The following is a 16,805-nucleotide window of genomic DNA, read 5'->3' as shown; positions in this document are numbered from 1 at the left end:
TTTTCTATATTTCACGCTGAATGTTCGCGTCGTACTTCTGGCTGCCGCCTTTTGCAGAACCTTTTGGTAAGACCTGCGCTGCAACTTTGCCGCTCTCAGTCAACGAATACTTGCCATCCTTCAGCGCAATGACGTCCCTCTCTGCCATGTCCTTGAGCACTTTCTCCAGCATGAGCCTCGGCATCCTGGTGAGCTTGCCGAGATACTCCTGAGTCGCGCTGCCGTTTTTATCGAGCACGTCGAGGATTTGCTTTCGCTTCACGTTACCGCTGATAAAGCCGGTGATATCTTCGACAGTCTCTGCATCTACCATTTTATCACTTTGTGATAGTATGGTGGTTAAGTGGAAAAGGCTTTTCCTCGGAGCCCTGGCGTTGTAAGGCATAGGTCCCGGTAAGTTATCGGATGTCGGAATTCCGGGCTGAAGCCAGAGCTGAGGTGAGTAGGTGTAGTATTATAAGGGTGTACGGGGGAATTTTTTTATTAAAATTCCCCATGCGCCCCCTCAAAAACAACCTTTTTAAAATGCCCTTCGGGCTTGATCGGGTGTCGAGATTCAAGAAAACTTTTTTTCAAAAAAAGTTCTCTGAAAGGCTTACAAAAAACTTGTTAGTGCAGGGGGCCGGATTCGAACCGGCGAACCCCTTCGAGACAGGACCCTGAATCCTGCGCCTTTGACCTGACTTGGCAACCCCTGCAAACGATGCTTAGACATTGCACGAATCTGCATTGTCACAGCGTAGCCTTATACGCAGTACATAGTATTTATACTTTTTTGGGCCCCTCCAGAATCTCAGAGATTGCGCCTCAATACTGAGACAATCCATACAAGGGCAAGGAGGTTGACCAGCCCTACTGTCGCTCCTGCCAGTGTGCTGTTGACACTTATCTCGGGCATATCGGGGAGCCTGAGCGCCGGCAGTATCGACCTGGCTTCTTCGTTCAGGTCCAGGTCGTTTATCGTGATGTCGTACACCTTGTTTTCGCCCGGGTTTACTGGTACAGTATTGTTGTACTCGTAACCGTTTACTTGCATGTTGACTTTCAGGAGGCCGAAAGTGACCTCTGCCGCATAGTATCCTGACTCGTTGGTGGTAACTGTGGTGTTGACTTTGTCACCCGTGATGGTGACTTCATGCCCTGCTACCGGATTGCCGGCTCCGTCCCTTACGTAGCCCGAAATGTACTCCTTGACAATGACCGGCGGGGTGGGTACAGGGGTAGCCACCGGGCCGAACATGACCTTTCTCAGGTCTTCGTTGAACTTTTCAGGCGTATGGCCTGTGCTGTTCTTGAACGACTGGCTGATGTTACCGGAATAGCCAAAGTCCGTGAGAATGTTTACCAGCGTGCGGTTGCCGTATGTTTGCCCCACGTACTCCATCAGCAGAAAAGCCTGTCCTCTGGCTGCCAGCGTCTCCGGCGAGTTTTCGTTGTAGACGGTCCGGTTGGCGTAGACCTTTTCAATTTCCGCCAGGGTCATCCAGTTTCCGGTCCTCGCTTTCTCCGCGGCCGTCTCCCTTTGTTCGTCCGTGATGTCCGAGGCTACGTAAGCTGCCAGGCCGTCCTGGAACCATTCGGGCGGGTTGTGGTATTCCTGCATGAGCGTCCGCTCCATGATCCTCGCCAGGTGGTATGTCAGGACCTGCCTGTAGTTAGGGACCAGGTGGGGTGACTTGATTGCCACGGTGCCCCTGGACCCTTCGTTAAAGTTCAGGCCTGTGGTATCTTCGGGGATGTCCCCGATGCCAGTGATCAGGCGGAATTCGTTATAGCTGTCCGCCACTATGAGGGTAGTCTTGTTGTGGAATCCCATGAAAAATGTGTCTACTATGGCGTATGCCGCCAGCGATTCATCCAGGGTTGTCGTCAGCGGTACCTTGCCCTCAGGGTTATATTTGATGTAAAAATGATCCGTAGTCAGGGTGGTCATATGTCCGGGCACCGGGGGCAGAGTAGACCCTGCAGCGGCTATTCCGGTCAATAACAATAATATTGCACAAATAAATACCAGTCGGGCGGCTTTCACAGGAATCGCGTTCATTATAAGTGCTGACTCTTTATATCCTTTATCTAACCATATTACAACCGCTTGCTACTCAAGCTAACTCTCTGGCCTGATCGAGCTCTGCCATGGCCTTACGCTACTTTCTGGATAGCGCAGAACCGAAATGATAAATAGGCTTCAGGCCGCATACCTTATTCCATAAACTGAACTAAAAGAAGTTGTTTACTATGACCATACTCATCGCGCTGGCCGGAAAGCCTAACGCGGGGAAGTCGTCGTTCTTCAAGTCTGCCACGCTGGCAGACGTGGAGATCGCCAATTACCCCTTTACCACTATCAAGCCTAACCATGGCGTGTCTTACGTGAGGACCAGATGCCCGTCTGTAGAGCTGAAAGTCGAGTGTACCAAATGTCAGGACGGGGAGAGATTCATCGCCGTAGAGCTGCTGGACGTAGCCGGCCTGGTGCCCGACGCGTACAAGGGCAAAGGCCTCGGGAACAAGTTCCTCGACGACATGCGCCAGGCCGAGGCAGTCATCCACGTGATCGACGCTTCGGGCGGCACTGACATAGAAGGCAATACTGTACCGATAGGCTCTCATGACCCCATGGAGGACGTCAAGTTTCTGGAAAACGAGATCACCATGTGGATGTATGGCATCCTCAGCAACAACTGGATGAAGCTGGCAAAGAAGTCCGGCTCCGGCGGTGCCAGAGTCGAGGAAGTTGTGGCCGAGCAGTTTGCCGGACTGGGCATCACCGACCTCATGGCCCGGCAGGCCATCCACGAGATCGGGCTCGATAGCAAAGCGATCGTCAACTGGGATGAGCAGGACATGATCGCGCTGTCCGAGTCGCTCCGCAAGGTGAGCAAGCCCATGATCATCGCCGCAAACAAGGCAGACGTAGCGCCTGCCGCCAATATCGAGAAGCTGAAAAGCCTGGAAAAGCAGGGCTACAAGGTAATCCCGTGCAGCGCCGGCATCGAGCTGGCATTGCGGACGGCGGCCAAGAATAACTATATCGAGTACATGCCCGGAGATAAGGACTTCACGATCAAGGACCCGGCAAAGCTGAGCGCTCCCCAGAAGGCGGCACTGGAGAAGATGCGGGAGTTCATCGTGAAAAATGGCGGCACCGGCATCCAGCAGTGCCTGAACACCGTCGTCTACGAACTGCTGGGCTTTATCACCGTCTACCCTGTCGAGGACGAGACTCACTTCACCAACAAGGACGGCGTGGCCTTCCCGGATGCGTTCCTGATCAAGAAAGGCTCGACCGCGAAAGACCTGGCTTACCGGGTCCACACTCAGATCGGCGACTCGTTCCTGTTCGCGGTCAACGCGAGGACCAAGATGAGGCTGGGAGAAAAGCACGAGCTGGCGGACAACGACATCATCAAGATCGTGTCGACCAGATAAAATTAGATAACTCTGATGCGGGGGTTATCGCCCCCGCTATATGCTTTTTCGACAGCTTATTTTACCCTCACCTGCTTCTTGTTCTCCCAGATGCCATGCAGATTGCAGGACTCTCTCGCTACCAGCATCGTGTCCTGATCAAGGGATATCCTGAAGGTGACTCTCGGGAACGAGTATTTGGGCTGCAGGTATGCCCTTGTCGTGCCTAAGTCGCCCCGGTTCAGGTCGATCCACTCGATAAAGTGCGCCAGCTCGCTGGGGTGATCGATTCCTACGCCTATGTTGACCGTCACGTCGAAGGGCTTTCCTGCCTCCACCACGTCCGGGCACTCGATCCTCGGCCAGTGCTTCTTCTCCAGGTCGCTCATGCTCTCCGGGTTCTTGGGGTAGTTGATCTGCTTGAAAAGGTCTTCCGTCATTCCGGGTTCCGCTCTCATCATGCGCATCACCGTACTGCTATTAAGGCTCGTACCACGGCTGGTTATGCCCTGGCCATTCACTATCTGGCAGGGCGGTATAAATATCGTGCTGAAAAAAATCGCGTCCGCTTACACTTATCCTCGTGGAATGCGCAACGCCGCGCAAAGTGTATAGTCGTTACTGAAACGTTTTGTACGAGCGCCCGTACCATTTACACGAAGTACCCGAAGTACACGAGGTACACAAAGTTCGATAATAACGGCATTCTGTAAGATAATCTTATCGTAAAACCTCGTGTATAGTTTTACTTGAAACTTTTTGGACATTCCTGTGCCTGGATGTTCGCCTTTTGAACGCCTGCATTCGCAGGCGTTCTCGAGGCGATGCGTGAACGATCGCTGCGCTGTGCCGGGACACAGATTGTACAGATTTGACAGATTATACAGATACTACCTGAAATAGGATATCGTCTAACCAACTTTTCCTTATCGCATCTGTCCAATCTGTATCATCTGTCCAATCTGTGTCCAAGCACAGCGCAGCGTTCGTCATCGTTCACACGTGAATAAGCAAGGGCTATACGCCCCACGATCTGATCGGACAGACATCCAAAAAGTTTCAGAAATGACTATACCTTGTGTACCTTGTGTACTTCGTGTAAACGGTACCTGACTGTCCTAAAAGTTTTAAGAATAACTATACAGAGGAAAATATTTAGGCACGGTACTCTATCCATTGCATTGTATGTCCCGATACTATCCATTTACTATCCTGCTGGCCATCTTCCTGGCAGTGCTGGCGATCCCGGTGACGGGCGGTATGGCCCAGAACGCGACTCCTGTGAACCACCTTGTGGAGCCCGGCGCAGTTCTGGTCAACGTTTCTCCTGTAAACCCTGTCTCATACAGCGCCGGCATTTCCATCGAGGACGCCCCGGATATCGACTACTCGGCATATTCTGAGATATACGGCACCTCGCCTCACGTATCGGTCATCACCGCGCAGCTGTACCTGAATGGCAAGCCCTACAACCAGTCGAACATTCCCATTACCTTCACCTCTGACAACGACTCGGTCGCAGTCCTGGAGCCCATGGACCGGACTCGGCCCAGCGACGAGCACGGGCAGGCGAAAATACTGCTCATCTCCAACAATACCGTGGGCATAGTGAACATCACCGCCAGCTCACGGATCTCCTACAGCCACGAGATTAAGGATACCTGCACCGTACACGTCGTGGGCTGGGGCACAGTCTCGGGCGTTGTCACGGACAAGAATAAGAACGGCGTACCCTACGCTAAAGTCACCCTGTGGGTGTGGAATGGCACCGATAACGTCGGCGTCCTCCGCGCTCCTGATAATCCCCAGCTGACCAGCGATGGCAGAACCGCCGCCATCGGCACTTACACGTTCTCAAGAGTGCCGAGGGGTACCTATAACCTCACCGCGGAGAGGGACGGCCACGTTTACTATGCAATGGTATACATGAACGTTGGCACCTACACGGCTAACGTGGCATTCCCGGACTACGTATACCCGGCGCTGATCACCCCGACGCCGACCCCCGAGCCAGTGGTTACTCCTACGCCGGTATCGTCTCCCACGGCGGCACCTCCTGTAGACGGCCTGCCTGTCCCGGGCATGGGAGCTGTCCTTTCAGTCCTTGCAGTAGTGGCATCGGCTGGAATGGCAGTGCTGGCGCGGAAAAAATAGATTTTTACTCTATAGTATCTCCGGCTGCTTCGCCGCGGCCGGGCCTTTCACCAGTTTAGCGCCGCACCTGACGCACGTGCCGGTGTCTTTGGCATTGATCTGGCTGCAGCGCGGACATCTGACTTTTAGCGACTTCAGGTCCGTCCCGCATTTGAGGCAGTACTGCTGGTCCCCGGCAATTATCTCGCCACAGGAAGGACATACTGTCGGCTCTACTGGAGTACTCTCGACACTTTGCTGAGCATCCGCTGCAGCTGCGCTCGCACCGTTCCCATCTACGGGATCCTTTACTAATGACTGCTCAGTCTGCTGAGATCCATCAGGTGTCTGAGGCTGCTGTTGCATTATTTTACTGACGTCTCTCGGAGTGCGGTTGAGGGGCTTTATATGAGGCTTGATAAAAATTTTGGCGGGCGGCTGCTGTTTCCTGGCCTGGTCCGGCGTCCTGGACTTGAGCGGCGATATACGCACGCCTTCAGGGATGATCGGGGATCTGATAGCCTTCGAAATGATCACCGGCGCCTTCTCCGGAGCAGCGGAAGCTATCTCCGTGCTGCTTCCGGCTGGAGACGGAGCTGCTTCGGCGGGGGTTTCTGGAACCGCCGCAGTAACCGGAGCTTCTGGCATCACTTCCGGGGCTGATGCCGGCACTGTTGACGACGTTTCTGTCGCCGACATGTTTGTCTCCTGCATCTCTGTCATTTCTGGCTGATCTATAACGCCGGACGCCGTCGGCGCTGTCTCGGACATTTCAGCGCCTGCAGTCATTACATCAGTTTCCGGCATCTGCACCGGGTCAGAATTTATGGCTGCTGCCAGCGTTTCCATTGCAGTATCCATTGTTGTTGCTGACGTGGTGGTAACCGTCTCAGTAGTGCCTGTGCTGCTATTGTCGTCCTGGCGTTCGGTCTGCAGGTCCTTGTGCAGGTGTTTCATGCCTATCGAGTCCAGCAGGCTTTCTGCGGACACAGAGAAGTCCATCTGCACCTTGGCAACCATGTCTCGCAGCTCTGCCTCTTCTTTGGAGATCGTCTCCCCTGCGGAACCTGTCTTGCGATCCGTATCAGCGCTTCCGGTGATGACGCCGGCGATCTCTGAGAAGTCGTCTATGATCTTCTCCATTGCTTCGCTGTCGTCATGGGATTTCAAGCCGGCTTCACCTTTCCCGTTTCGCAGGTCCGACTTCCTCGCAAAGTTGGCTGCCAGCGACAGCAGGCGATTATCGATACGGCCGTCGCCGCTCTCGCTCCTCTCCCTGGCCGAGGCTTTCTTCCTTATGATCTCTGCCAGGCCGCCGGTCGAATCGTGTTTCGGCTGCGCCGGCATGCTCGGCTCTGGCAGGGGAGGCAGCTGGCTCTGCGTGATGGTCTGGTAAGCCTCCGCCGCAGCGCTTTTTACTTCGGCGTCGGGATGGAACGTAGATATGTGCAGCAGAGTCTTCTCCGCTTCAGCCATATATTCCGGGTGAGTAGTGGCGAGCTTCGTGATGAGCTTTGCTGCGTAGATTCTGGTTGAGTTGTTGATGCTGCCCAGCTCTCTGGTCAGGAGCGGCGCGTATGACTCGAAATACTCCGGGTGGTGGTGTGCCGCTTTCATGAGCACTTCGTAAGATATGGCCGCTGCTCCGCCGTTAGCTTCCTCGAGAAACAGGAGCATCGCAGGGATAAATGATAGTGATCGGTCGATGTTGCCCGAAACTCTCTCCCGTATATAGCCTGCCATGGCTTCGATCAGGACTTTGTTAGAGACGGCAGCCTTATCTTCCACCAGCATGAGGACTCTGTTATCGAGGGCATTCTCAATGTCCTCCTTCATCGGCATGAACAGCAATAGAGCTTTGAGGGCATATCCTGCCGCAGTCAGGTTGGCAGAGTTCATCGCTATGTCGAGAACCGCCCATGAAACCCGCTGCAGCTCTTCCGGGTCGGATATCTCCGCGACGGCGGCCTTCAGCTCGCTGATTGCCATGTCGTCGCACTTGCCTGAAGCGATTTTGTCGACAAGAACATCAGTTTTCTTGCGAGCCTTCCTGGGGTAGAACCTCATATATGATCACGATTTTCCAGTCTGATAGCAAACGTTATCATCGATTAAGATGAACCACAATTCTGGACTGTCATATCCGGATATAGATATCATTATTGTGCAATACGATAATATATTTGCCGGTAGAGGGCCTGTTTATGATAAATATGAGCATTGTTTGATGCTTTTCGATAAATATGAGAATACTTGGAATTGACCCTGGCTTTGCACTTGTAGGCTTTGGCATAGTCGAAGCCGGAAAAAACGGCCTGAAAGCGGGCAAATACGGGCACATCTCTACGGAAAGTGGCCTTCCAGTCCCTGATCGCCTAAAGATTTTATACGATGACATGAGTACAGTCATAGCAGAGTACAAGCCCGACGTCGTCGCAGTCGAGGAGTTATTTTTCAACAAGAACGTCAAGACTGCCATCGTTGCCAGCCACGCCCGGGGCGTGCTTGTCCTGGCCGCGGTGAACGCGGGGCTGGAAGTGGCAGAATATACGCCCCTGCAGGTAAAGCAGGCTGTAGTAGGGTACGGCAGGGCGACCAAGCAGCAGGTACAGCTGATGGTGACCAGGCTGCTGGCGCTGAAGGAGGTCCCGAAGCCGGACGATACTGCCGACGCACTGGCCGTGGCCATATGCCACGCTAACTCCGCGAAGATGGAGAACATTGGACATGATAGCACATATCGAAGGCAAAATCGACGCTAAGTCCGAATCCGAAGAGGTCGTCGTCATCGAAGCCGGGGGCATCGGCTACGAAGTACACGTGCCGACACCAGTACTAGATCAGCTACCGCAGGAAGGAGAGGACTGCAAGCTTTATATTCACACCAACTTCCGGGAAGAAGACGGCACTACCCTGTACGGCTTCGCTACTATACAGGACCGGGATTTCTTCCGGCTGCTGCTCACCGTATCAGGCATCGGGCCCAAAGTCGGCCTGGGCATCATGTCCGGCGCCACCGTTGAAGAGATCGCCGAAGCCATCGTGACCGAAGACCTGAAGACGCTGACCCGCATGAACGGCGTAGGCAAGAAGACCGCTCAGAGGCTGGTCCTCGAATTGAAGGATAAGGTGGCTAAGTTGCGCATCATGCACCATGCCAAGAAGCAGGTGAAGGGCGACACTGCCTCCGCTGATGCAGTGGATGCCCTTGTGGCGCTGGGCTATAGCAGACAGGTCGCCTCTGACGCGGTGGCCAGGGCAAGAGACAACTTCACGGCGCCGCCGCTGGTAAATGAGCTGGTCGTAGCCTCGCTGCGGTACGCGGCTAAATAGGCGGCTAAATAGCCGTGAATAATAACATTTGAGGACACTGTACATATGATCAATGTTGACGAAGAGAATGAGGCCAGAGAAGAGCGCATCGTATCGCCTGAGGAGATCGAGGGCGATCGGGAGGAGCGGGTCTTCGAAGGCCTGCGCCCGAAGAGCCTTGAGGACTTCATCGGCCAGAAGAAGATCAAGGAGAACCTGCGGGTCTTCATCGACGCCGCGAAGATGCGCAACGAGTCCCTCGATCACGTCCTGCTCTACGGCCCTCCCGGCCTCGGCAAGACCACGCTGGCCAACATCATCGCCAGAGAGATGGGCGCGAACATTCGCATCACCTCAGGGGCCCGCCATCGAGCGTGCCGGCGACCTGGCTGCAATTCTCACCAACCTAAAAGAGGGCGATGTCCTCTTCATCGACGAGATCCACCGGCTGAGCCACGTGGTAGAGGAAATCCTGTACTCGGCCATGGAAGACTTCGAGATCGACATCATCATCGGCAAAGGCCCGAGCGCCCGCTCTATTCGATTAGAATTGCCGAGATTTACATTAGTCGGCGCTACCACAAGAGCCGGTATGCTATCCCCACCGCTCCGTGACAGGTTCGGTATGTCGCTGCGGTTTGAGTTCTACACTCCTGAGGATTTAAAGACCATTATCGACCGGTCTGCCAAGATCCTGAACATGGAAATCACCCCTGACGGCTCCATGGAGATCGCAGCCCGCTCGAGGGGCACGCCCAGGATTGCCAACAGGCTGCTCCGCAGGGTACGAGACTTCGCCCACGTGGAAAAGAAGACCGTGATCGATACCGGGATCGCCCGAAAATCGCTCGATAAGCTCGACGTCGATTTCCTCGGTCTGGATGCCATGGATCGCAGGATTCTCAAAACGATCATCAAGGACTATGGTGGCGGCCCGGTCGGCGCCGAGACGCTGGCAGTCAGCGTGAGCGAGGAAACGGACACTATCGAGGACGTATATGAGCCGTACCTGATCCAGATCGGGTTCATTAATCGTACGCCTCGGGGTCGCATGGCTACGCCTGCAGCGGTCGAGCACCTGAAGAAGATGGGCGTAATATAGGCGGGATACCCCTAATCGCCTACCTTCAGCACAATTTTTCCCCGGACGTGCCCTGTCTGGCTTTGCTCATGCGCTCTTGCCGCATCCCTGAGCGGCATCACCGTGCTCACCGCTGGCTTCAGCTTTCCTTCGTCGATCAGCCTGGCGATATGCCTCAGCTCAGTGCCGTTAGGCTGGGCCAAAAAGCCCGTCGCTCTCACCCCGCATTTCGCCGCCTCGTCAGGGTTCTCGATGCCCAGCGTGGAAACCAGAATGCCTCCTTTCTTCAAGACATGGTAAGAACGCTGCTGGGTGTCGCCGGCCTGGGTGTCCAGCACTACGTCGACGTCACGGGCAACGTCCTCAAAACGGACCTTATGGTAATCGATCACCTCATCGGCGCCCAGGCTGCTTAAAAAGTCCGCATTTCTGGCGGATGCCGTGCCGATGACGGTGGCGCCTCGCCATTTTGCTAGCTGGACTGCCATGTGGCCTACTCCGCCTGAGGCGCCGTGGATGAGGACTGTCTGGCCTTTGTCCAGGTGTGCGATATCGAAGAGCGTCTGCCATCCCACGAGCGAGACCAGCGGCAGAGCTGCCGCCTCTGTAAAGTCCAGCGATTCTGGCATAGGTGCAAGGGTGAAATATCCTGCTTTACAATATTCTGCGTAAGTGCCGCCGCTCTGGGCGACGCCCAAAAAGCCGTAGACTTTATCGCCGGCCTTGAAGCCGGTGATGTCGCCGCCCACTTCTTCCACTACTCCGGCCATGTCCACTCCCGGGATCATCGGGAGCCTGTCCCGGAACATCTCCCTCATGTAGCCCGCCCGGATCTTCCAGTCGACAGGATTTACGCCTGCGGCCCTGATGCGGACCAGAACCTCTCCGGCGCCTGCTTCGGGACGGGGCACGTCTTCGTAGCGCAACACCTCAGGACCGCCGAAAGTGTGAAACCTCACCGCCTTCATCGTCCTGGCCTGAGATCTCTTTTCCTCTGCCTGCATCGCTGCCATAATATCTCCCATTTCGCGTGAGGGCCGGATGCGCAAAAGGGAATTCCACATTTATACCGGCTGATAATCTTCAGTCAACTTTCAGCACGATCTTGCCCCGGGAGTGTCCTGTCTGGCTCAGTTCATGAGCTCTGGCCGCGTCTTTCAGGGGCATTACGGTACTTATTGTGGGCTTTAGCTTTCCTTCGTCGATCAGATCTGCTATCTGCTTTAGCTCTCCCCCGTCGGGGTGGTTTATGAAACCGACTGCCCTGACGCCGTACTTCGCCGCCTCGTCGGGATTTTCTATGCCAAGCGTGGAGACCAGGATGCCACCTTTCTTGAGGACTCTGTACGACCTTCGCTGGGTATCGCCTGCCTGGGTATCGAGTACGACGTCGATATTACGTACCATATCCTCGAATCTGGCTTTCTGGTAGTCGATCACCATGTCCGTGCCTATCTCTCTCAGGAAGTCCTGGTTGCGTGTCGATGCAGTTCCGATAACTTTAGCTCCTTTCCACTTGGCCAGCTGTACTGCTAAGTGCCCTATCCCGCCGGAGGCGCCGTGCACGAGCACCGTCTGGCCGAACTTCAGGTCAGCAGTATCGAAGAGCGTCTGCCACGCTACCAGAGCAGCGAGAGGGATGCCGGCAGCCTGGACGAAGTCCAGGGATTTAGGCTTGAGGGATATGGCTTGCGCATCAGCTGCCACATATTCTGCGTAAGTGCCATTCTTCCCTGTTCCCAGCCACCCGTATACTTCGTCGCCTTCCTTGAAATCCGTGACTCCGGGGCCTGCAGCCTCGACGACTCCCGCTACGTCGCCCCCGGGGATCAGCGGGAGCATCTTCTGGAAAAACTCTTTCATGTATCCTGCCCGGATTTTCCAGTCTATTGGATTCACTCCCGTTGCTTTTACTCTGATTAAAACTTCGCCTGACCTCGCTTCGGGCTTGGGGACATCTTCGTAGCGTAGTACCTCCGGCCCGCCGAACGAGTGGTACCTGATCGCTTTCATAGTGATCGCGCGAGATAGGGGTTGCTCTGCCTGTATCGCTACCATGTTATCTCCACGACAATATGGGTGCAGTGCGGAGAAAAATGAGTTCCGCAGTTACTTGTTAAATCTCACGACGTGACTGTAGAAAAACCGGTTACAGGCAGTGCGTTTAAAAAATAAAAGAGAAGAGGCCGAAGTGTCAGCCTTTAATCTAAAACTTCAGCATGTCCGCATAGTTCTGCAGGTCCAGCAGCCCGTGGCCGCTGAGGTTGAATACTATGACCTTCTCCTCGTTGGCCTTCTTCGCCGCTCTCGCGTGGTTGATGGCGGAGGCGATGGCATGGCAGGACTCCGGTGCGGCGATGATGCCTTCTGTCTCCGCGAACAGCTTGCCGGCGGCGAATGTCTCGGCCTGGTGCAGGGCTTCGGCTTCGATGACATTGTTCTTGTACAGCAGGGATACGAGAGGGGACATGCCATGGTACCTGAGGCCGCCCGCATGGATGACTCTGGGCATGAAGTCGTGGCCGAGGCTGTGCATCTTGAGCATCGGGGTCATGCCTGCGGTATCGCCGAAATCGTAGTCGTACTTCGACTCGCCGCTCTTCATCCCTGTGAGCGATGGAACGCTCTGCGGCTCGACAGCGATGAACTTCGCGTCGTTCTTGCCTTTCTGCTTATCGTGGATGAACGGGAATGTAAATCCGGCGAAGTTGCTGCCGCCGCCCACGCAGGCTATCAAAGTGTCCGGCTTCTCCCCGATCTTTTCCAGCTGCTTCTGGGCTTCCAGGCCGATGACTGTCTGGTGGAGCATGACGTGGTTGAGCACGCTGCCCAGCGCGTACTTCGTCTTCTCGCCTTTCACCGCCATCTCGACGGCTTCGCTGATGGCGATGCCCAGACTCCCGCTGCAAGTCGGGTCTTCCCGATTGACTTTCCGGCCGAACTCGGTGACGTTGCTCGGAGACGCGTATACGTCGGCGCCGAACATCTTCATGACGAACTTGCGGTAAGGCTTGCTGTCGTAGCTGGAGCGGACCATGAAAACTGTGCACTTCAGCCCGTAGAGGGCGCAAGCGGAGCTCAGGGCAGAGCCCCACTGGCCTGCGCCAGTCTCCGTAGTCAGGTTCTCCACGCCTTCTGCCATGTTGTAGTAAGCCTGGGCGATGGCTGTGTTGGGCTTGTGCGAGCCTGCCGGGGACAGGTCTTCCCTCTTGAAGTAGATCCTGGCCGGGGTGCCCAGCGCCTTCTCGAGCCTGCGGGCCCGGTACAGGGGCGACGGCCTGCCGATGGTGATCAAGGCTTCTCTGACTTCTTCAGGTATCCGGATGTAGCGCTCCTCTGACAGCTCCTGCCTGACCAGTGCCTTAGGGAACAGGCCTTCCCACTCTTCCGGCTTTAGCGGCTCCCTGGTGCCCGGGTGGATGGCGGGCGGGAGCTTTTCAGGGAGGTCCGGGACTATGTTATACCAGCGGTCGGGGACTTCGTCGGAGTCGAGGTTGACTCTTATCACATCGGTTACCATATAATCACCTTGTATAAACATGTACAATGAAATACTATGATGTACATAGGTGTACATGTATATAAACATACCTTCGACAGCCCAAGATCGATAGATTGGGCTGAACTTTGAACGTAGGAACTGACGTTAAAAAATCGGGCGATTGAGGAGTAGTTACGGCTAAAAAGGTAATCGTGGAAGATAGCGATAATCCTGCTGGATTACAGCCACTCTTCCATGGCGTACTTCTTCTGAGATCTTAAGGTGCACAAGAGCTGGTCTCCGACGTAGCACTCGTCTTCGCCGGACAGGAGCATGATCTTCGCAACCCTCTCTTTGAAGGAGAATGTGATGCGGAGCTCCTTGCCAGTATCCGTGGTGGTGAAATAGCTTAACACCCGATCAGTGCCGTCGTCTACTTCCTCCTCGCTCCACTCGTCGAACGGGGGGACTATCTCATCGTTATTGGCCAGCATGGCATAGGCTGCGTTGAGCACAGCTTCCATGGAAGCCTCCGAGATTGTATTCCCACTAAGCCTGTAGGCTCTGATTGTACTATCCAGCACCTTCATTGATACTATGTGTCACGCTTTAAGTATATAAATTTGCTGCTTATGATAATATTATTTTGATTATTTAGTTGATAATGGTGAAGAAAAGTTATAGATAACCGGCCATTAGTAAAAAATATAGAAAGCGCTTAAAAGGCAGTAGCTTGCTGTATATGTGTAACATGAAAATGATAAAAAGGGGACAATACTGCCTGTCTGGCAGGTGTTGTTATAACAGGAGATTTACATCCACTCTATTGTGATATGGACGTCAAACTTAGACAGGCAGATGCCGGTCTTTTCGATCGTGTCGAAGAAGGCGTCGATGACGGCCCGGGGCTTGTGGATGGTGTGGTCTTCGGAAATGTAGTCGAACATGAACCGCTTCGGATACAGGACCGATGCCTGGTCAAAGCTGGTCTGGATGTCGTAATTACCCGTGCCCAGGGCTGCTTTCATTCCCTTTTTGATGTTGAACACCTGCTGTTCGAACTCATATGCACAGGGGATATCATTTCTGTCTTTTTGCTTGACCATGAAAAGCACTTTCATACGAACCCTCATTTCAAACAGGTCTCACATATCTTTTTCGGAATGAAGTTATATATGGGCACCGGGAATAGCTAAAAACATGGACGAACAGTACCGGTCGGCGCTGGCTCTGCTCCAGCCGTATATTACTGATCAGGCCGGAGTGAACGTGCTGTCGTACCCGGGCACCAGGGAGCAGTTTTCAGAAAACCTGATCAACATGGGTGCGCAGTCATGCCTTATTCACTTTGCCCTGAAGTTCGAGGGCGGCTTCATCGACCTGGACTTGCTCTTCTACATAGTCGACATTATCCGCACCACTGACGGGGCAGTCATCTTCTACAGTCCTGAGAGCCGGGTGCTGGACCTGAAGATGATCCGGCGTCCTCCACAGTGAAAAACCCATTGCCGCCCGCAGTAAAACGGATAGCTCCGAGCCTGTCTAAGTTTTTGTCAACGCCTATATACATAGCGAGCCCGAAATTGATCAGGTAGGGGAAAATGAAGTATAAATATGGACTCTTATTCGGCTGCAGTGTGCTCTGTGCGCTTTTTTTGATATCGCTCACGGCAGGCAGCGCATATGCGGCGGACGGTACTGACGATGATACTGATGGCAACCTTTCGGAGAAAGCCGGCACGATCAACGTCAATGGCCATGGCACAGTATATTCAGAACCCGACGTCGCTAAAGTCACCATCGGGGTAATTACCGAGGCCGCCACTTCAACTCAGGCTATGGCTGACAACGCCAACAAGATGAGCAGTGTTGTGGCCGGGATCAAAAGCGTGGGTATCCCTGACCGGGACATCCAGACTGCAACCATCTCTGTCGAGCCAGAGTACGCAAGCGAAAACCCGTCTAACTCCGCCATGATCTACCCGCCTCCAGCGAAGCAGAATATCACGGGCTACAAGGCCACCAATACAGTCACTGTTACCGTGAGGGACCTGTCTAAGGTCGGCGGAGTCATCGATGCCGCGACCAGTGCGGGGTCTAATGAGATCCAGGGCGTGACGTTCATGCTCTCGGACGAGCGGCAGTCCCGGGTATACCAGGAGGCATTGCAGAAGGCGATTATGGATGGGGCTGCAAAAGCTAAGAATATCTCCTCGGCCGCAGGCATTACAGACTATAAGCTGAAGTCTGTCTCAGAGTCAGGACCCGGATACCCTGTCTACTCCTACGAAGGTGCTGGCGGGGCTATGATGGCAAGAGCCGCTGCCGCTCCTACGCCAGTCTCTACAGGCGAGATAAAGGTGGAAGCCAGCGTCTCGATGAGGTACACTTTTGTCCCGCGCTAACCCTGCTAAATTTCTTTTTTCTTCATGATGCTCCTGCGATAAGCATAGAGGCCCACGATGATTAGCGCAGCCACCAATATGCTGATCAGGTCATCCCAGGACCCCAGGAAGATGCCCGAGACATAGATCTCTTCCGGTCTGGCGAACATGAGCACCGGAGCTGCTCCCAGCGTCTGTTCGCCCGTAAAGCTAAAGATCTGGAGCGCGAGGAAATCCTGGAAGAAGTGGAAGCCTATGCTGGCATAAAGAGACTTAGTGATGACGAACAGGTACCCCAATAACATAGATAAAGTAAAAACACCGACAAGGTATAGCGGCCCTAACTTAGCGAACGGCGTCAGCGAGTGGAACAGGGCGAAAATCCCCGACGTCACGATCAGCCCTGCGGCAACCCCGTATTTATCTGCCAGGATCCGCTGCAGATATCCCCTGAAGACCACCTCTTCTCCAAGGCCGACGAACAGCGTGCCGATCGCCATGGCAACCAGCGATATGGCTACCCCGGAAATCCCGTAGACTTCGAATCCGGTCCCATCATATGCCGAAACGCCGACAAGAAGTATGATTATGAGGACTGTCAGCATGAAAAGTACGTTCAGTCCCACACCGGCTGCAAAGCCATTTACAGGCTTATCCTCCCTCTCCGTCCCGAGGCCAAGGGCTTTCAATGCCGGGCGCCGGCCTTCGATCACAGCCATGAAAAAGACGGCGACGAGTACCAGGGCAATGTTCTGGACTACCATATACGAAGCGCTGACTATCACGTTACTCATCAGCAACGACAGCGCAGTCTCTGCGGCAGTGGCTAAATCGCCTCCTGTAAAGGCAACATAGCCCGCGATGGCGACCAGTAGCAGAAGACTCATTCCCACAAGAGCGATCAATACCACTACAAGCAGCAGGATGACTTTAAACAACATGTAGAAGTTAGGAAAACGCTCCGCTAACCCGGCCATCATATAGCCTCCGTATATTAAGGTAGGGT

General features: G+C 54.3%; 16 protein-coding genes, 1 tRNA gene and 1 pseudogene. 7 read left to right on the top strand and 11 right to left on the bottom strand.

Translation table 11 applies throughout. The features are described 5' to 3' along the window. Positions 1 to 4 precede the first annotated feature (4 nt). From RCI_RS16575 to RCI_RS03035, 3 genes are all read right to left on the bottom strand, one after another. On the bottom strand, positions 5 to 313 hold the full coding sequence (locus RCI_RS16575) for a hypothetical protein (protein WP_048197937.1): 309 nt from the start codon (positions 311 to 313) through the stop codon (positions 5 to 7). A 300-nt stretch (positions 314 to 613) separates the two neighbouring features. Continuing rightward, a tRNA-Leu gene (locus RCI_RS03040) sits at positions 614 to 698 on the bottom strand. 95 nt (positions 699 to 793) lie between these two features. After that, the gene (locus RCI_RS03035; protein WP_012034915.1) at positions 794 to 2,044 is read right to left on the bottom strand and encodes a carboxypeptidase-like regulatory domain-containing protein; all 1,251 of its coding nucleotides are present in this window, start codon (positions 2,042 to 2,044) and stop codon (positions 794 to 796) included. Between the two features lie 191 nt (positions 2,045 to 2,235). Between RCI_RS03035 and RCI_RS03030 the strand changes: the two genes are divergently transcribed. Further along, complete coding sequence (locus RCI_RS03030) at positions 2,236 to 3,429, top strand: redox-regulated ATPase YchF (protein WP_012034914.1); 1,194 nt, start codon at positions 2,236 to 2,238, stop codon at positions 3,427 to 3,429. Between the two features lie 56 nt (positions 3,430 to 3,485). On the opposite strand, the gene RCI_RS03025 is transcribed toward RCI_RS03030, so the two are convergent. Continuing rightward, complete coding sequence (locus RCI_RS03025) at positions 3,486 to 3,869, bottom strand: class II SORL domain-containing protein (protein ID WP_231844929.1); 384 nt, start codon at positions 3,867 to 3,869, stop codon at positions 3,486 to 3,488. A gap of 724 nt (positions 3,870 to 4,593) precedes the next feature. Here RCI_RS03025 and RCI_RS03020 point away from each other — a divergent pair. Beyond that, complete coding sequence (locus tag RCI_RS03020) at positions 4,594 to 5,562, top strand: carboxypeptidase-like regulatory domain-containing protein (RefSeq protein WP_012034912.1); 969 nt, start codon at positions 4,594 to 4,596, stop codon at positions 5,560 to 5,562. Between the two features lie 9 nt (positions 5,563 to 5,571). Here RCI_RS03020 and RCI_RS03015 read toward each other — a convergent pair whose 3' ends face one another. Beyond that, on the bottom strand, positions 5,572 to 7,608 hold the full coding sequence (locus tag RCI_RS03015) for a zinc ribbon domain-containing protein (protein WP_012034911.1): 2,037 nt from the start codon (positions 7,606 to 7,608) through the stop codon (positions 5,572 to 5,574). Positions 7,609 to 7,784: 176 nt separating this feature from the next. On the opposite strand from RCI_RS03015, the gene ruvC reads away from it, so the two are divergent. The 3 genes and pseudogenes from ruvC to ruvB all read left to right on the top strand — a co-directional run bounded on the left by ruvC (position 7,785) and on the right by ruvB (position 9,955). Continuing rightward, entirely contained in the window at positions 7,785 to 8,303 is a 519-nt protein-coding gene (gene ruvC, locus RCI_RS03010; protein ID WP_012034910.1) for a crossover junction endodeoxyribonuclease RuvC, read from the top strand. Continuing rightward, positions 8,269 to 8,874 carry a Holliday junction branch migration protein RuvA gene (gene ruvA / locus RCI_RS03005; protein ID WP_012034909.1) on the top strand — a complete coding sequence of 202 codons (606 nt, stop codon included), beginning with the start codon at positions 8,269 to 8,271 and terminating at the stop codon, positions 8,872 to 8,874. Before ruvC ends, ruvA begins: the two co-directional genes overlap by 35 nt. Before the next feature lie 45 nt (positions 8,875 to 8,919). Beyond that, a pseudogene (gene ruvB, locus RCI_RS03000) lies at positions 8,920 to 9,955 on the top strand (Holliday junction branch migration DNA helicase RuvB). Between the two features lie 11 nt (positions 9,956 to 9,966). Here ruvB and RCI_RS02995 read toward each other — a convergent pair. From RCI_RS02995 to RCI_RS02975, 5 genes are all read right to left on the bottom strand, one after another. Further along, positions 9,967 to 10,947, bottom strand: a complete 981-nt coding sequence (locus RCI_RS02995; protein WP_231844928.1) for an NADP-dependent oxidoreductase — start codon at positions 10,945 to 10,947, stop codon at positions 9,967 to 9,969. Positions 10,948 to 11,017: 70 nt separating this feature from the next. Then, entirely contained in the window at positions 11,018 to 11,992 is a 975-nt protein-coding gene (locus tag RCI_RS02990) for an NADP-dependent oxidoreductase (RefSeq protein ID WP_231844927.1), read from the bottom strand. A 148-nt stretch (positions 11,993 to 12,140) separates the two neighbouring features. Further along, positions 12,141 to 13,454, bottom strand: coding sequence for a TrpB-like pyridoxal phosphate-dependent enzyme (locus RCI_RS02985; RefSeq protein ID WP_048197932.1), 1,314 nt, complete (start codon positions 13,452 to 13,454; stop codon positions 12,141 to 12,143). Between the two features lie 200 nt (positions 13,455 to 13,654). Next, entirely contained in the window at positions 13,655 to 14,005 is a 351-nt protein-coding gene (locus tag RCI_RS02980; RefSeq protein WP_012034904.1) for a hypothetical protein, read from the bottom strand. A gap of 222 nt (positions 14,006 to 14,227) precedes the next feature. Further along, complete coding sequence (locus RCI_RS02975) at positions 14,228 to 14,536, bottom strand: hypothetical protein (RefSeq protein WP_048197930.1); 309 nt, start codon at positions 14,534 to 14,536, stop codon at positions 14,228 to 14,230. A 79-nt stretch (positions 14,537 to 14,615) separates the two neighbouring features. On the opposite strand from RCI_RS02975, the gene RCI_RS02970 reads away from it, so the two are divergent. Then, positions 14,616 to 14,912 (top strand): hypothetical protein, encoded by a 297-nt coding sequence (locus RCI_RS02970; RefSeq protein WP_012034902.1) that lies wholly within the window; start codon positions 14,616 to 14,618, stop codon positions 14,910 to 14,912. A 140-nt stretch (positions 14,913 to 15,052) separates the two neighbouring features. After that, a complete protein-coding gene (locus RCI_RS02965; RefSeq protein ID WP_231844926.1) occupies positions 15,053 to 15,820 on the top strand; it encodes an SIMPL domain-containing protein in 768 nt (255 codons plus the stop codon). Positions 15,821 to 15,825: 5 nt separating this feature from the next. On the opposite strand, the gene RCI_RS02960 is transcribed toward RCI_RS02965, so the two are convergent. Further along, a complete protein-coding gene (locus RCI_RS02960; protein WP_048197928.1) occupies positions 15,826 to 16,779 on the bottom strand; it encodes a CPBP family intramembrane glutamic endopeptidase in 954 nt (317 codons plus the stop codon). Positions 16,780 to 16,805 lie beyond the last annotated feature (26 nt).

The organism is Methanocella arvoryzae MRE50 (assembly GCF_000063445.1).
In the GTDB taxonomy this organism is placed as follows: Archaea; Halobacteriota; Methanocellia; order Methanocellales; family Methanocellaceae; genus Methanocella_A; species Methanocella_A arvoryzae.
This window is presented reverse-complemented; position numbering and strand designations above follow the sequence as displayed.

Excerpts from the sequence above, each read along its gene's own strand:
- RCI_RS16575 (WP_048197937.1), bottom strand. The coding sequence starts at position 313 with ATGGTAGATGCAGAGACTGTCGAAGATATCACCGGCTTTATCAGCGGT.
- RCI_RS03035 (WP_012034915.1), bottom strand. The coding sequence starts at position 2,044 with ATGAACGCGATTCCTGTGAAAGCCGCCCGACTGGTATTTATTTGTGCA.
- RCI_RS03030 (WP_012034914.1), top strand. The coding sequence starts at position 2,236 with ATGACCATACTCATCGCGCTGGCCGGAAAGCCTAACGCGGGGAAGTCG.
- RCI_RS03025 (WP_231844929.1), bottom strand. The coding sequence starts at position 3,869 with ATGATGAGAGCGGAACCCGGAATGACGGAAGACCTTTTCAAGCAGATC.
- RCI_RS03020 (WP_012034912.1), top strand. The coding sequence starts at position 4,594 with ATGTCCCGATACTATCCATTTACTATCCTGCTGGCCATCTTCCTGGCA.
- RCI_RS03015 (WP_012034911.1), bottom strand. The coding sequence starts at position 7,608 with ATGAGGTTCTACCCCAGGAAGGCTCGCAAGAAAACTGATGTTCTTGTC.
- ruvC (WP_012034910.1), top strand. The coding sequence starts at position 7,785 with ATGAGAATACTTGGAATTGACCCTGGCTTTGCACTTGTAGGCTTTGGC.
- ruvA (WP_012034909.1), top strand. The coding sequence starts at position 8,269 with ATGATAGCACATATCGAAGGCAAAATCGACGCTAAGTCCGAATCCGAA.
- RCI_RS02995 (WP_231844928.1), bottom strand. The coding sequence starts at position 10,947 with ATGGCAGCGATGCAGGCAGAGGAAAAGAGATCTCAGGCCAGGACGATG.
- RCI_RS02990 (WP_231844927.1), bottom strand. The coding sequence starts at position 11,992 with ATGGTAGCGATACAGGCAGAGCAACCCCTATCTCGCGCGATCACTATG.
- RCI_RS02985 (WP_048197932.1), bottom strand. The coding sequence starts at position 13,454 with ATGGTAACCGATGTGATAAGAGTCAACCTCGACTCCGACGAAGTCCCC.
- RCI_RS02980 (WP_012034904.1), bottom strand. The coding sequence starts at position 14,005 with ATGAAGGTGCTGGATAGTACAATCAGAGCCTACAGGCTTAGTGGGAAT.
- RCI_RS02975 (WP_048197930.1), bottom strand. The coding sequence starts at position 14,536 with ATGAAAGTGCTTTTCATGGTCAAGCAAAAAGACAGAAATGATATCCCC.
- RCI_RS02970 (WP_012034902.1), top strand. The coding sequence starts at position 14,616 with ATGGACGAACAGTACCGGTCGGCGCTGGCTCTGCTCCAGCCGTATATT.
- RCI_RS02960 (WP_048197928.1), bottom strand. The coding sequence starts at position 16,779 with ATGATGGCCGGGTTAGCGGAGCGTTTTCCTAACTTCTACATGTTGTTT.